The sequence below is a fragment of the Streptomyces parvus genome (assembly GCF_014648875.1).
GTDB lineage: Bacteria > Actinomycetota > Actinomycetes > Streptomycetales > Streptomycetaceae > Streptomyces > Streptomyces parvus.
The window spans coordinates 158781-174104 of record NZ_BMRY01000004.1 but is presented as its reverse complement, the minus strand read 5'-3'; the positions used below and the strand labels follow the sequence as shown (position 1 = coordinate 174104).

General features: G+C 72.2%; 10 protein-coding genes. All 10 read left to right on the top strand.

All coding sequences use genetic code 11. The features are described from left to right. The first annotated feature begins 218 nt into the window (after positions 1-218). From IE140_RS14390 to IE140_RS14345, 10 genes are read left to right on the top strand one after another with little or no spacing between them, the layout of a single operon-like run. On the top strand, positions 219-1511 hold the full coding sequence (locus IE140_RS14390; RefSeq protein WP_150193024.1) for an aspartate aminotransferase family protein: 1293 nt from the start codon (positions 219-221) through the stop codon (positions 1509-1511). Continuing rightward, on the top strand, positions 1508-2530 hold the full coding sequence (locus tag IE140_RS14385; protein WP_150193023.1) for an ABC transporter ATP-binding protein: 1023 nt from the start codon (positions 1508-1510) through the stop codon (positions 2528-2530). Before IE140_RS14390 ends, IE140_RS14385 begins: the two co-directional genes overlap by 4 nt. Next, positions 2527-3342 carry an ABC transporter permease gene (locus tag IE140_RS14380; protein WP_150193022.1) on the top strand — a complete coding sequence of 272 codons (816 nt, stop codon included), beginning with the start codon at positions 2527-2529 and terminating at the stop codon, positions 3340-3342. Before IE140_RS14385 ends, IE140_RS14380 begins: the two co-directional genes overlap by 4 nt. Further along, positions 3339-4139 (top strand): ABC transporter permease, encoded by an 801-nt coding sequence (locus IE140_RS14375; protein WP_150193021.1) that lies wholly within the window; start codon positions 3339-3341, stop codon positions 4137-4139. Before IE140_RS14380 ends, IE140_RS14375 begins: the two co-directional genes overlap by 4 nt. Before the next feature lie 8 nt (positions 4140-4147). Further along, entirely contained in the window at positions 4148-5719 is a 1572-nt protein-coding gene (locus tag IE140_RS14370; RefSeq protein ID WP_150193020.1) for a hypothetical protein, read from the top strand. 1 nt (position 5720) lies between these two features. Next, positions 5721-7844, top strand: a complete 2124-nt coding sequence (locus IE140_RS14365) for a glycosyltransferase (protein WP_229826785.1) — start codon at positions 5721-5723, stop codon at positions 7842-7844. Further along, the gene (locus IE140_RS14360; RefSeq protein WP_150193019.1) at positions 7837-8955 is read left to right on the top strand and encodes a sugar phosphate nucleotidyltransferase; all 1119 of its coding nucleotides are present in this window, start codon (positions 7837-7839) and stop codon (positions 8953-8955) included. Before IE140_RS14365 ends, IE140_RS14360 begins: the two co-directional genes overlap by 8 nt. 12 nt (positions 8956-8967) lie before the next feature. Next, on the top strand, positions 8968-12060 hold the full coding sequence (locus tag IE140_RS36510) for an HAD hydrolase family protein (RefSeq protein WP_150193018.1): 3093 nt from the start codon (positions 8968-8970) through the stop codon (positions 12058-12060). After that, on the top strand, positions 12057-14135 hold the full coding sequence (gene malQ / locus IE140_RS14350; protein WP_150193017.1) for a 4-alpha-glucanotransferase: 2079 nt from the start codon (positions 12057-12059) through the stop codon (positions 14133-14135). The genes IE140_RS36510 and malQ overlap by 4 nt, the downstream gene beginning before the upstream one ends. Continuing rightward, positions 14113-15315, top strand: coding sequence for a sedoheptulose 7-phosphate cyclase (locus tag IE140_RS14345; protein ID WP_150193016.1), 1203 nt, complete (start codon positions 14113-14115; stop codon positions 15313-15315). The genes malQ and IE140_RS14345 overlap by 23 nt, the downstream gene beginning before the upstream one ends. The last annotated feature ends 9 nt before the right edge of the window (positions 15316-15324 follow it).

Genomic DNA, 15324 nt, shown 5'->3' with positions numbered 1-15324 from the left:
GGCCTGACGGTGTCTGGGCACGGTCCCTCCTCGCTCTCGAGGCAGTTGTCGGCGGTCGCATCGGCGACTCAAGCAGAGCCGCGCCCTGCACTGCAAGTCATGTCTGAAAGTTTCTGAAATCTCTTGCTAGCTGTCACGCGAGGGTGCTTCACTCGCACGTCAGAACGATCAACTGGCTTCCAGCGCGCTTCAGTTCGTCCAATACATGGGGGCAACCGGTGGCAGGTCACCAGCGAGAACTGCTGGTCAGAGAGGCACGACATCTGGCGCCCGGCGCATCCGAGGAGGCCGCGCTCGCCCGGCGTGTCTTCACCGAGGGACGAGGGGCAGTCCTCACGGACCTCGACGGCGACCAGTATCTGGACTTCGCCGCCGGCACGCTCACCCAGTCACTCGGGCACAGCCACCCCGAGGTCGTCGCGGCGCTGACCCGCCAGGCCGAGCGGCTGTGGAACGTGCACGACAGCCCCACACCCGAACGGGCAACGTTCTTCGAGCTGTTGGCACGCCTGCTTCCCGAACACCTCGACACGTACGCGCTGTTCTCCACCGGCGCGGAGGTGGTGGAGGCCGCGCTCCGGGTCGTCCAGGCCACGGCGGAGCCCGGCCGCAACCGCGTCGGCGCGCTGCGGCACGGATTCCACGGCAAGACCATGGGCGCCCGCATGCTGGTCCACTGGGACGTCGGCCATCAGGCCTTCGCGGGCAACAGCGTCCTCGGCTACGCGCCGTACTGCTACCGCTGCCCGCTGGAACTCGAGTACCCCACCTGTGACGTCCGGTGCGCCTCACTCGTCAACCGGCACATCGCCTCCAAGCCGAACGTCTCCGCCCTCTTCTTCGAGCCGGTGCTCGGCGCCGCGGGCGTCATCGTGCCACCCCCCGGCTACTGGGAGCGCGTCTCGGCGGCCTGCCGTGACAACGGCGTCCTCCTCGTCGCCGACGAGGTGGCGACGGGCGGCGGCCGCACCGGCACCTTCCTGGCATCCGAACTCGTGGGCGTGGAACCGGACCTCGTGACGATGTCGAAGGGGATGGCGAACGGCTTCCCCTTCGCCGTCCTCGCGGGCCGGCGCGACCTCCTGCACTCCCCCGCGGCCTCACCGGCCGGCGCCTACGCGTCCACGTACGCCGGGAACCCGCTGGGCATCGCCGCCGCACGGGCGACGCTGGAGGTCGTGGAGCGCGACCGGCTCATCGAACGGGTCCGGGTCCTCGGCGACCGTCTGGGCGAGCAACTCGCCGCCCTGCACTCCCGCTTCGAGGTGCTCGGAGAGGTCCGGGGCGTCGGCCTGCTGCACGGCCTCGAATTCGTCCGCGACCGCGCCACCCGGTCCCCCGCCCCCGAGACCGCCCGCGCCGTGTACACCACCGCCCTCGACCTGGGGCTCCGGACCTCGGTCGGCGGCCACATCATCCGGCTCGCGCCCCCCTTCACCCTGGACGAGGCGCTCCTCGACGAAGGCGTACGGATCCTGGGGCAGGCCATCGAACGCGTGGTGGCCGCGTGATCGTCGCCGAAGGGCTCACCAAGGACTTCCGCATAGCCGAGCGACGGCCCGGTCTGCTCGGGAGCCTCTCCACGCTCCTCACCCGGGAGTACCGGACCGTGCGCGCCGTCGACGGCATCTCCTTCCGTCTCCGCGCCGGCTCCAAGACCGCGTACATCGGTGCCAACGGGGCGGGCAAGTCGACCACGATCAAGATGCTCACCGGCATCATGACCCCCAGCTCCGGCCGGTGCCTGGTCGACGGCGTCGAGCCCTACCGGCAGCGCCGGGAGAACGCCCGCTCGATCGGCGTGGTCTTCGGGCAGCGCAGCCAGCTGTGGTGGGACCTCTCCGTGCCGGACTCCTTCCAGATCCTGCGCAGGATCTACGGGATACCGGACACGGTGTACGAGCGGAACCTGGCGCTCTACCGCGAGCTCCTCGACATCGGCGCACTGGGGACCACACCGGTACGACAGCTGAGCCTGGGGCAGCGGATGCGGGCCGAGATCGCGGCGAGCCTGCTGCACGACCCGAAGGTCGTCTTCTGGGACGAACCGACGATCGGCCTGGACATGGTCCTCAAGGAAGCCGTCCGCACCCTCGTCAACCGCGCCAACGCCGAGCTGGGCACGACCGTGCTGCTCACCAGCCACGACCTCTCCGACATCTCGGCCATCTGCGACGACGCGCTCGTCGTGGACGGCGGCAGGGTCGTTCACGAGGGAACGCTCCACGATCTGCTGCGCCGCGCCGACCGGCGGTCGGTCGTCTTCGACCACCGTGGCGGTCGGGGCGTGGAGGACACCGTGCTCCGGATCGAGACAGGGCTTCCGGGCGCCGCCGCGGGCCTCACGAGCGAGGGACGGATCCGGGTCGACTACCCGGCGGACGCCTTCACGTCCCGGCATGTACTCGGCTTCCTCCTGGAGCACTTCGAGCTCGCCGACTGCTACGCACCCGAACCGGATCTGGAGACGGTGCTCCGCCAGACCTACCGGGGCGGCGTCCCCTCCGCGCGGGACGGCGGTGCCGTGTGAGGGCCCCGCTGCGCGTCGGCACCTACGTACCCTTCGCCACGAGCGGGCTGCAGTCCCTGCTGCAGTACCGCTCCACCTTCCTGATCACCGGTGTCACCGCGGCGGCGGGCGCCGCCGTCACCGTCTTCCTGTGGCGGGCGGTCTACGCCGGCTCTCCGGGCCCCGGACCAGGCGGTTTCACCCCGGCGAGCATCACCACCTACCTGGTGGTGGCCCAGGTCCTGGCCGTGGTGCACGCCAACCGGGTCGACGACGAGGTGGCGGCCGAGGTCTACCGCGGCGACATCGCGGTGATGCTCGTGCGTCCCGTGAGCTATCCGCTGGTCCGCTTCGCCGCCTGCCTGCCCGTGATCGCCGCCAACGCGCTCCTCGTGGGCGTCCCGCTGCTCGTGCTCTTCTCCGTCCTCGTCCCGCTGACCGCGCCGACCCCGGTGGACGCGGCGCTCTTCGCGCTGTCCACCGCCTTCTCGGCGGTCATCGCCTTCTGCGTGAACCTGCTGACCGGCATGGCCGGGTTCGTCACCACGAACACCTGGGGCGTCCGCATGGTCAAACAGGGGATCGTCGCGTTCTTCGCGGGACAGATGGTTCCCCTGGCCCTGCTGCCCGGCCCCCTGCACACGCTGGCGATGGTCCTGCCGTTCCGCGCCATGGCGGACGGGCCTCTCACCCTGCTGCTCGGCCGGTACGAGGGAGTCGGTGGCGCCTCCACCGTCCTCGGCCACCAGCTCGGCTGGACTGTGGGACTCGTCCTGCTGTGCGCCGTCCTGTGGCGCGGCGCGGCGGGCCGGCTGGAGGTACTGGGCGGATGAACCGGACCCTCGGCGGCCATCTGCGCCTGGCGCTCTTCCTCGGCGGGGTGGGCCTGCACCGGCTCACCACGTACCGTCTCGACTTCCTCCTGGGCTCGGGGGCCTTCCTCGTCCGCGTCGGGCTCCAGACCCTGGCGGTCGGTGTGGTCTTCACCCACGTCCCCGCCATCGCCGGCTGGTCCCACCACCAGGTGCTCTTCCTCCTCGGCTGCTCCCTGCTGCCGCGCGGGCTCGACCACCTCTTCACCGACCAGTTGTGGGAGCTGAGCCGCAAGCTCATCCAGCGGGGCGAGTTCTACCGCTACCTGATCCGCCCGGTGAACCCGCTCTTCTCGCTCCTGTCCGAACGCTTCTTCCACCCGGACGGATTCGGCGAACTGGCCGTCGGCACCGTCCTGGTGCTCTGGGCGGGAGCCGAGCTGGGTCTCGACCCCACCGCACTGCAATGGGCCCTCGTGCTCCCGCTGATCGTCTGCGGGGCGCTGATCCACGCCGCCGTGAAGCTCTTCTTCGCGTCCCTGTCGTTCTGGACGGTGACCAGCATGCCCGCGATGCAGACGGTCACCCAGGTGTCCGAGTTCGCCGGCTATCCGCTCGACCTCTACCACCCGTCGCTGCGGATGCTCCTCACCTGGGTGCTGCCCTTCGCCTTCACCTCGTACGCACCGGCCGTCTACCTGCTGCACGGCTCCACCGAACTGATCAGGTGGCTCCCGGTCGTGACGGGTCTTTCCCTGCTCGCCGCGCTGTCGCTCTGGCGGCGCGGACTTTCCCGATACGAGATGACCGGGAGTTGACGAACTGCGTGACCAGCGACACCGAGCTCCATGAACTGCTGCGCGGCGCGGCCTGGCTGCCGGAGGACGTCCGCCGGGCCGACCGCTACACGCCGATCGACGAGGCTCCCCTCGGCTCCGGCACCACGCTGTTCCTCGTGTCCGTCGTGGGCGGCCCGGCGCACGGCAGGCTCCTCTTCGCCCCCGCCCACACGGACGCGACGGGCCGCCTGGCCGATGCCCAGGGCTCCGAGGCCTTCGACCTGGCCTGTGTGCGGCTGATGGCGGCCGGGGGCCGGATCCCCACCGCCCGCGGCGGTCATGTCGAGTTCCGCGGCGGCGGAGCCGCGGCCCGCGCGGTCTCCCCCCTCCCCTTCGCGCAGGGCTGGTCCTCGAACTCGCTCTCGCTCCTCGACATCGACGGCCGTCCCCACCTCCACAAGGCCTACCGCACCCTCGGTGCCGAGGTACGGGAGCCCGAACTGCTGCGTCTGATGAACGGCAGCGGTCACACGCCCCGGTGGTTCGGCGACTACGGCTACGTGCCCCCGGGCGGGGCCGAGCGGCTGGCGCTCGGGGTGGTGTACACGTACACACCGGGCAGCGGGATCGACACACCGCTGCGCGCCAACCTGCGTGCGTTCTGGCCCCGGTTGACGGGTGACGTGACGGGCATTCAGGAGCCAGGCGACACCGACGACACGCACGGTTCCGGGGACCTGGATGGCTTGGTCCGGGAGCACCTCGCTCCCCTGGCCGGCCCGCTGCGCACGGCCCGCTCGTTCCTCGGCGGGTTCCACGAGGAGCTGCGCACACGGCTGGGCCGGGGGGCTCCCCCGCCGGACTACCCCGTCGAGCGCGCCCTCCGGGCTGCCGAGGAGCGGTGCCACGCGCTCGCCGAGCGGGCCCGGGGCGGGGTGGAACTCCCCCCGGTGGTACTGGAGAAGGCCTTCGGCTCGCTCGCCTCGGAGATCGAGCTGCTGCGGACGGCGTTCGACGCCACCGGCACACACCCCGCGGGACCCTGCCACGGAGATCTCCACCTGTCACACCTGCTGTGGGACCCGCCGCGGCTCATCGACATCTCCACCCCCGGCACGGGTCCCGACGAACCGGGCTGGGCCGAACAGTCGCCGCTGCAGGACCTGGTGGCGCTGGGACGTGCACTGGAGTACTTCAGCGCCGACGAGGCCGCGTACGAGAGCGCCCGGCTCCTGGGTGTCGACTCGACGGAGACGATGCTCGCCTCCCTCGACGGCGGCGCCGGCATGCCGCCACGGGAGCGGTCCGTGCTCCTGCTGGTGTTCGAGGCCGCGGACAGGTGGCGCCGACACGTCGCCGGTCTGCTGCTCACGCGCGACGGGTCCGACGGGTCCGGCGGGTCGGACCGGTCCGACGGGTCCGACGAGACCTTTGCCGGACCCGAACGGGGGCTCCCCGTCGAGCCGTTGCGCCGGTTGCTTTACCTGCGCCGCCTGCTCCACGAGCTCGACTACAACTTCGCGCACGCACGGCCGTACCACGCCGCGATCGACCTGCGCCACGCCATGGCGCTCGGTCACCCCTCCCCGCTCCCCCTCACCCTGACCACGAGGACCTGACGTGAGTGACGTGACCGACGAACCGCTGCACGTCATCGAGACGTACTTCGAATGCTGCGGGTTCGACCACACCTTCCTCCAGGGCGGCACCTCGGTGTACCTCTGGAACCTCTCCCGCGCCTTCGCCCGCAAGGGCCACCGGGTGTCCATCGTGACCCCCGCCCACGGGCGTCTCGACGACCTGCGCCGCCGCCACACGGTCGAGGACCTCCCATACGAGGACCGCTACACCCTGCCCCTCGTCCTCGAACCCGAGGTGTGGCGCGGCTTTCCCACCGAGGTGTCCGTGGAGCTGCGTACCACGGCTCACCGGATCCGCAAGGAGGGCGTCGACCTCTACTTCCTTTCGAACGACTACCTGGACCGCCTGCCCGAGACGTTCTACCCGCCGTACTCGGCGAAGGGCAGGGACCTCACCTTCTTCAAGCCGCTGGTATTCCAGGTCGACAGCGTGCGTTTCCTCCGCGGCTGGTTCGGCGACGAACGGGCGATCGTCCACGCCCACGAGCCGTACTACCACTACCTCCTGCCGCCGGCGCTGAGCGGCGACCCGCTGAAGAGCGTGGTCACCACCGTGCAGAGCAACATGCCGATCACCAAGAAGGTGTACGGACCGGAGGTCCGCAGGCTGCTCGACCTCCTCGGCGCGCCGCCGCTGCCGGACGAGGAGCCGCCGCTGCCGGCCGGCGAGCGCGAGGCCCAGCGCCAGTACCAGACACGCACCCATCTCCACTACGAGTACCCGCCCGACCACCTCACCGTCTACGGTCTGGTCGCCGACCACTCCGACGCCATCGACTTCCTCTGCCCCGGCCAGCGGGACTTCTACAACGGTTTCCGCGACACCCCGTTCGAGGACCTGTTCGCGGCGCTGCCGGTCTCCCGAACGGTCCGCCGCAACGCGCACAAGCAGTTCGTCGGCGGCTGCGCGATCTCGGACAGCTGGCTCGCCCCGGATCCGGACACGGTGGACCGGGACGCCGTCCTCTCCGCACTCGGTCTGGACCCGTCCCTCCCGACGTTCTTCCACAACGCCCGCTACGCGGTCCACCACAAGGGCCAGGTCGAACTGGTCCGGGCGATCGACCGGGTCCTCACCGACGGCCTCGCGGCCAACTTCGTCCTGCGCTGCATCACCGGCACCGGCATCGACGACCCGTACTTCCACGAGGTCGCCGAACGCCACAAGGGGCGGGTGCACCTGGAGTGGGAACGGGTGGACGAGAGCCAGGTCTTCGCCTACGCCGCCTCGGCCGACTTCTGCGTGTTCCCCTCCAAGTTCGAGATGGACACCTTCCTCATCGCCCAGGGCGAGGCCATGGCGTGCGGGGCGGTGCCCGTGGCCACCGCCCAGTGGGGCATGGCCCACTTCCGGCACGCCGACGACGGCACGACCCGGACCGGCTTCTCGGTCAACCGGTCCTTCGCCGAGGACGACGCGCTCCTCGTCGACGGCCTCGCCGACCGTTTCCAGCAGGCCGTGCGCCTCTTCCGCGACCGGCCCGACGAGTACCGGGTCCTGTCGGCCCGCGCCCGGCAGGTGGCACGCGGCTTCACCTGGGACCACTGCGCCGATCTCCATCTGGAGGTCTTCCGGGACCTCTGGCTCGGGGTCGCCCCCGAGCCGGCGACCGACACCGCTCTGCGGCACGGCTGGTTCGACACCCTGCCGTCCCGTACCTGGGAGGAGCGCCCCCAGGAGGTGCTCGACGCGGCCGTGGAGACCGGCGACCTGGCCGCCGCCGAACGCCTGGGTCCCGTGACGGGGGCACTGGCCCTCCGGTTCTTCGACGCCGCCTGGGCGCGCGCCGACTTCGCCGTGTGCGAGGAGGTGGCAGGACGGTGGCCGGACGCGATACCCCCGGAGCGGGTGGCCCGCCTCGGCGACCGGTGCGCACCCCACGGCGAGGGCCTGCGCTACCGGCTCGCCCACGCGGAGCGCGTCGAACTGGTCGTCCCCGGCCCCCGGGACGCCGGGGGCCGGGCGGAGGCGGAGATCACCGAGTGGACCCGCAGGGCGGCCGGGGAGTTCGTGGGCGCGGCGCCACCGGCGGGCTCCGCCGCGCAGCTGCTCCTGACCCTTTCGAACGGCCGGATCGCCTGGGACGAGGTGCGTCATGGCTGAGTTCGACTCCGTCCGCACCGTCCTGCTCGCCGGGGGCCGGGGTGAGCGCATGGGCCGGCTCGGCACCGGCCGGCTGAAGCCTCTCGTGCCGTACGGCGGTGCCTGCAGGCTCATCGACTTCAGCCTGGCGAACGCGCGCGACTCCGGCCTCGGGGAGGTGCTCCTGCTCTCGCAGTACGAGGAGCGCCTCCTGATGGACGACCTGCACTCCGCCTGGAACGGGGCCTCGCGCGACTTCCGGATCCATTTCGGGCCGTACGACGAGGCGTACCGCACCGCGGGTGAGAAGCTGCCCGCACGGCTTCCCGAGCGCGCCTGGCCCCTGGAGAAGGGGACGGCCGACGCTCTCATCCGCAAGGGGGAGCACATCTTCGGCCCCCGGACCGAGCACGTGATGGTGCTCCACGCCGACCACGTCTACCGCTTCGACTACGGCCCGCTGATCCGCGGGCACATCGCCTCGCGGGCGGCGCTGACCATTGCCTACCAGCGGATCGACCCTCGCTGGGTCCACCTCTTCGGCATGGTCGCGTTCGACGGGGACGGCTCCCTGACCACCTTCGTGGAGAAGCCCGAGCACCCGACGTCCGACCTGGTGTTCGCCGCCTTCTGCGTCTTCGACGCGAAGGTGCTGCGGCGGTATCTGGAGGAGCTGGAGAGCACGGACTGGCAGCACGACATCAGCCGGGACGTGATCCCGGCGATGCTCGCGGCCGGGGAACGGATCCGGGGGCACCGCGTCGAGGGGCACTGGGAGGACATCGGCACGGTGGAGCGGTACCACCGCGCGCATCTCGCGATGACCCGCCCCGACGCCTCCCTGCCGGTCCGATCGCTGCCCTGGACCATCTCCCCGTACCTGCACCGGCACCGGGTCGCCGAGTCGCCCGGCATCCGCCGCTCCGTGGTCCCCTTCGACCTGGTCAGCCGGGGGGACGTCGAGGACAGCGTGCTCTTCCCCGGTGTACGAATCGGCACGGACGCCCGGGTGCGGCGGAGTGTCGTGCTGCCCGGTGCCGTCGTGCCCGACGGCGCCGACATCGACTCCGCGATCGTCCTGGAGGACGGGTTCGTCCAGCACGTCGAGCTCGCACCCAACCCCGCACGCTGAGGGAGCACACCCATGCACATCGTCAACTTCGCCTACGAATGCGGCGGCTTCGACTCCCGGCTGATGCGCGGGGGCCTGTCGCCACTGGTGTGGAACCTGTCCCGGGAGTACGCCTCCCTCGGGCACCGGGTCTCGATCGTGACACCCGCGCACGGACACCTCGACCGGCTGCGCGCGTCGTACGCGATCGAGGAGCTGGACTTCCGGATCGACCACACGGTGCCGCTGGTGCTCGATCCCAAGACCTGGCCCGGCCGGCCCGCCGAGGCGGTGCTGCCGCTGACGACGCGGGCCCATCTGCTGCGGCTCGACGGCGTGGACGTGTACTTCCTGTCCGACGCCCAGCTGGACCTGCTGCCGGACCGGCTGTACCCGCCGCCGGACTCCGAGGGCCGGGACCTGTCGTTCTTCAAGCCGCTGGTCTTCCAGGTGGCAGGACTGCGCTTCCTGCGGGAGTGGCTCGGCGGGGAGGAGCCGGCAATCGTCCACGGCTTCGAGCCCGCCTACCACTACCTGGTCCCGCTCGTGCTGCGCGGCGACCCCCGGTGGCGCTGTGTCAGCACGGTGGCGGCCAACGCACCGATCACGCAGAAGGTCTACCGGCCCCAGGTCGAAGCCCTGCTGGGTCTCTTCGACGCGTCACCCGGGCCGGCCGGCGCCGGCACCGCGGCCGGTGGGGGGAGCGTCCTCGGCTCCTGGGAGGAGACGTCGCCGCCGGAGGACTCGCCGGCCGCCGCCATGGTGCGGGCGCTGTCGGCGACGCGCCTGCACACCGAGTACGGCCCCGACCACGTCGGCCTCTTCCCGCAGCTTCTCGCCCACGCCGACCTGGTGGACTTCGTCTCGCCCGGGCAGCGCGACCACTACAGCACCTTCGCCGACACCCCGATGGAACGGTACGTCGCGTCGCTGCCCGTCTCCGGGCTGCTGCGTGAGCAGGCGGGCAAGCTGTTCGACGGGGGCTGCGGAGTCTCCGGCACGTGGCTGGCGAGGGACCCGGAGGGCGTCGACCGCGACGCCCTGCTGCGTTCACTTGGCCTCGATCCCGCACGGCCCGTCTTCTACCACGCGGCCCGGTACGCGGTGCACCACAAGGGTCAGCTGGAGTTGATCCGGGCGGTGGAGGAGGTCCTGGCCGGCGGAGCGGAGGTCTCCTTCCTGCTTCGGTGCGCGACCGGAGCGGGCGGGGTGGCGGAGGTGTCGCCCGCCAACGCCTACTTCCAGCGGGTGGCCGACACGTACCCGGACCGGGTGCGGCTCGACTGGCGGCTCGTCGACGAGGACGAGCTCTTCGCGGAGGCCGCCTGCGCGGACTTCTGCGTCTACCCGTCGAAGTTCGAGCTCGACGGCTTCCTCATCGCGCAGGCCGAGGCGATGGCCTGCGGGGCCGTACCCGTCGGCACCGCGCAGCGGGCCACCGCCCATTTCGGGCACGCTCGTCCGCACGAGGACCCGCGGGTGACGGGCTTCGCGGTCCGCGGCTCGTTCCGCGACGACGACCGGGAGCTCGCGGCGCTGCTCGCGGACCGGATCCGTGACGCGGAGCGGATGTTCCGCGAGGAACCCGGGGCGTACGCGCGGCTGTCCGCCGCCGCGTCCAGGACCGCCCGCGGCTTCACCTGGGGCGAGAGCGCCCGCCGACGCCTCGCCGTCTTCCGGGAGCTCCTCGACGACGTCCCGCGCCGACTACCCGCGCGGGATGCGATCCGGTACGGCTGGTTCGACCTGCTCGACGACGCGGAGTGGACGGAGCACCGGGAGGAGATCGTCCGGCGCTCCCTCGAACTGGCGGACGCCACCGCCTACGGGCGGTGCGCCGAGCTCGACGCCGCCGCGTACGAGGCGCTCTTCGCCGCCGCGTTCGCACGGGCGGACTTCCCGCGCTGCGCCGAGCTGGCGGAGGCGGCGGGTCGCGAGGCTCTGATGTCCCCGGTCCGGCACCGCTGCCGCGTCTCGCCCGCCGAGCCGGACGGGACGCTGCGGGTGGAGTACCGGCATCCGGAGGTGGCGGCGGTCGACGTCGTGGTCGAGGGGGACGCCCCGTCGGCCGCGGCAGGCACGGGCCCGTCCGGTCCGGAACCTCTCGAATCGGCGGCCGAGGCCGCACTGTCGGACGAGCCGGTGCCACCGACGGGCAGGACCCGGACCGCCGCACTGCGCCGGGAAGCCGACGGCGCCTTCCGGGGCTGCGTGAGGGCCGACGATCTGAGGACCGGTCTCGTCCTCCGGCTCACGCTCGCCTCCGGCAGGGTGACCTGGGACAACGTCCCCGTCCCTGGGGCTCCGCCCTTCCGCGTCGTGGCCACGGACCTCGACGGCACGCTGCTCCGTGGCGACCTGACGGTCTCGTCGCGGACCCGCCGCGCGCTCGATCTGGTGGCCTCGTCCGGGACCCGGCACCTCGTGGTCACCGGTCGTCCGGCCGCCGCCTGCCGCCGGCTCCTCGACTCCCTGGGCTACACGGGACTCGCCGTCTGCGGACAGGGCGCGCAGCTGTACGACGCGGGCGCCGACCGGCTGCTGTCCGCCGAGCGGCTCGAGACCGGCCTCGCACGTTCGGTCGTCGCCCGCGTCGAGGACCTCGTCGGGCCGCTCGAACTGGGGGTGGTGACCTCGCCCCCGGAGAGCCGGTTCAAGGTCACACCGGGCTTCGGTGAGCGGGTGCGGCACGGCTGGGACGTCACGGCCGACCGGTCGCTGCTGTGGGAGACGCCGATCGACAAGCTGGTGCTGCACCACCGCGTCCTCGGCGACGACGAGCTGACCGAGACGGCGCGCCGGCTCTGCGGTGAGGAGGTGACCGTCGTCCACTCCGTCCAGGGCATGGTCGAGATCCTGCCGCGGGGCGTCACCAAGGGCACCGGCGTGGCGCGGGCCTTGGAAGTCCTCGGCCGCACGGGCGAGGAGACCGTGGCGTTCGGCGACATGCCCAACGACCTGCCGATGCTCGCGCTCGCCGGCCACGGGGTGGCGGTCGCCAACGCGCACCCCGCGCTGCTGGCCGTCGCCGACGAGATCGCGCCGGGCAACGAGGAGGACGGCGTGGCGACGGTCCTGGAACGTCTCTTCGGCACGCCGGTGGTCCCGATGGGAGGTGGCTCGTGAGCGACCCCCTCTTCCGTCTCGCCGAGGCCCACGGCGTGGCGACGGGCTACCGCACCGACCGGGGGCGCCCGGTCGACGTCTCCCGGGACACCCTGGTCTCGGTGCTCGCCGCCTGTGGCGTCGACGCCTCGACGCCCGCCGCCGCGGAAGCCGCCCTCGCGGCCCACCGCGCCGAGCAGGGCCGTCGGCTTGTTCCGCAGTGCGTGGTCGTACGGGGGCCTCGCGGTCCCCGGCCGAAGCTGCCGGCCGGAACCAGGGCCGAGGTGCTCTGTGCCGACGGCCGTACGCGACGGCTCGACGAGCCGCTGCCGGTGGGGTCCCACACGCTGAGCGTGGAGCGGGACGGACGGCGAGACGCCGCGGTGCTGCTGGTCTCGCCGGAGCGGTCGGCCCCGGCACCGTACTCGTGGGGCCTCCTCGTCCAGCTCTACTTCCTGCTCTCGCGCCGCTCCTGGGGCATGGGCGACCTCGGTGACCTCGCCGAGCTGGTCTCCTGGACGGGACGGAACCTGGGGGCGGACTTCGTCCAACTCGGTCCGCTGCACGCGATGGAGCCCGGTCCGCTGCCGGACCCCTCGCCCTACCGGCCGAGCAGCCGGCGTTTCCCCGACCCGATGCACGTGCGGGTCGAGGCCGTCCCCGAGTTCGCGTATCTGGCGGAGGGGCCCCGCGCCCGCGTCCGGAGGCTGGCGGACCGGGCCGTGTCCCTCAACTCCGCCGTCCTCTCAGGGGAGTCGCTCATCCGCCGCGAGGAGGTGCGCGAGCTGAAGCACCTGGCCCTGCGCGAGGTGTACGAGGTGCCCCGCTCGCCCGGGCGCGAGGCGGCGTTCGCCGCGTACGTGGCGCGGGAGGGCCGCGACCTCACGGACTTCGCCACCTGGTGCGCGCTCGCGGAGGTCCACGGCCCGGCGTGGCGCTCCTGGCCCGCCGCACTGCGCGATCCCCGGTCGACGGTCGTGGCCGACGCCCGGCGGGTCCTGTCCGGCGCCGTCGACTTCCACCGGTGGCTCGCCTGGATCACCGACGAGCAGCTCGCCGGCGCCCAGCGCGCCGCGCGGGAGGCAGGGATGCGCGTCGGACTCGTCCACGACCTGGCGGTGGGCGTGGCGCCCGAGGGGGCCGACGCCTGGGCGCTCCAGCACTGTCTGGCCGAGGGGATGTCGGTGGGGGCCCCGCCGGACGACTTCAATCCGTCCGGTCAGGACTGGGGACAGCCGCCGTGGCGTCCGAACGCGCTGGCCGCGGAGGGATACCGGCCCTTCGCCCGGCTGCTGCGGGCGGGACTGCGGCACTCCGGCGCCCTGCGCGTCGACCACGTCATGGGGCTCTTCCGCCTCTGGTGGGTGCCGGAGGGGCGTCCCCCGTCCGACGGCACGTACGTCCGGTACGACGGCGCCGCGATGCTGGCCGTGCTGGGCGCCGAGGCGGAGGCCGCAGGGGCGTTCGTCATCGGGGAGGACCTGGGCACGGTCGAGCCGGAGGTCCGCGAGGAGCTCGCGGCCCGGGGCGTGCTGGGGACGGCCGTACAACGCTTCGAGTACGAGGGCGGTTCCGAGGGCCGGGTGGGCCCCCTGCCGCCGGAACAGTGGCGCGAGCACTGTCTCGCCACCCTGACCACGCACGACCTGCCCACCACGGCGGCCTGGCTCAGCGGCGAACACGTCGACCTGCGGGCCTCGCTGGGGCTGCTCACCCGGCCGCCGGAGGAGGAGAAGGCCGAGGCCGCCGGTGAACGGGACGGCTGGATCGCCGAGATGGAGCGGCTGGGGCTCATGCCCGATCCCGCCGGAGAGGTCGCGGCACTGCACACGTACCTGAGTCTGACGCCGGCCCGGATGATCGGCGTCTGGCTCCCGGACGCGACCGGCGACCGGCGACCGCAGAACCTGCCCGGCACGGCGGGCATCCATCCCAACTGGTGCCTGCCGATCGCCGACGAGCAGGGTCGTCCCGTGTCCCTGGAGGAGCTGTCCGAAGCTCCGCTCCTCCGCCACCTGGCCGGGGTGTACGCCCGCCGGCCGCAAGCACACCGAGTGACTGACGAGGAGAGGCATGTCAAGCCGGGTTCTAGTTGACGAGGAACGTCTGTCGGGGGTGTGGGAGGACGCCGACGGATTCAGCCTGCTCGCGCCGGACGGCACCGGGTACCGGTCGGACCTCGTCCCGGAGGTGCTCTCCCCCGGGAATCCCGCACTCGCCCGCGCCGTGGGCGGACGAAGGGTCGTCGCCTTCACCGGGCCGACCGTCGACCGCCTGTACGGGCAGGCGCTGCGCGACTACCTGGAGGCGAACCTGGCCCCGGGGACATGGACACTGCACACGATTCCCACCGGGGAGAAGAACAAGACGCTGGCGATGGCGGAGCGGGTCTGCGCGCTGGCCAAGGCGCACGGGCTCGACCGGCACGGGGTGATGCTGGCTCTCGGCGGCGGCATCGTCTCGGACGTCGTGGGCTTCGCGGCCTCGATGTACTCCCGGGGGATCCGCTACGTCCGGATCAACACGACCCTCGTCGGCCAGGTGGACGTCGGCGTCGGCGTCAAGACGGGGGTCAACGCCCTCCACACGAAGAACATGTTCGGCGCCTACCACCCGGCGCACGCCTCGCTGAGCGATCCCGCCTTCCTCTCCACGCTGCCGCTCCGCGAGATCCGCTGCGGTCTCGCGGAGATCGTGAAGATGGCCGTGATCCTGCACGAGGATCTGTTCCGCACCCTGGAGCGGTACCCGGACGCCTTCCGGTCGACCGTGGTCCCGACGCCGCCCGAGGTCGAGAGGTACATCCTGCGGACCTCGATGCGGCTGATGATGGAGGAGCTGTGCCCGAACCTGCGGGAACACCAGCTCGCCCGCCTTGTGGACTTCGGCCACACCTTCAGCCCCGTGATCGAGACAGCCGGCGACCACCGCCTCGAACACGGCGAGGCCGTCGCCGTCGACATGGCGCTCTCGTCCTGCCTGGCGCTGCGGCTCGGTCTGGTCGACGAGCGGGAGTGCGACCGGATCATCGGTCTCCTGGCCCGCATCGGGCTGCCCGTCTTCGACGCGGAGACGTGCACACCGGACCTGATGACGCGGGCACTCGAGGAGTCCTGGGAACGCCGCGGCCGGCGGCTGCACCTGGTGGTCCCCCTCGCCGTGGGCAAGGCGACGTTCGTCGACGACCTCACCGACGTGCCCCGCGACGTGCTCGTCCTCGCCCTGGACGAACTCGCCCGGAGATCCCGGGTCTTCGCCCGCGAGGCCGCGCTGTGACCGGCGGCG

Excerpts from the sequence above, each read along its gene's own strand:
- IE140_RS14360 (WP_150193019.1), top strand. The coding sequence starts at position 7,837 with ATGGCTGAGTTCGACTCCGTCCGCACCGTCCTGCTCGCCGGGGGCCGG.
- IE140_RS36510 (WP_150193018.1), top strand. The coding sequence starts at position 8,968 with ATGCACATCGTCAACTTCGCCTACGAATGCGGCGGCTTCGACTCCCGG.
- IE140_RS14375 (WP_150193021.1), top strand. The coding sequence starts at position 3,339 with ATGAACCGGACCCTCGGCGGCCATCTGCGCCTGGCGCTCTTCCTCGGC.
- IE140_RS14345 (WP_150193016.1), top strand. The coding sequence starts at position 14,113 with ATGTCAAGCCGGGTTCTAGTTGACGAGGAACGTCTGTCGGGGGTGTGG.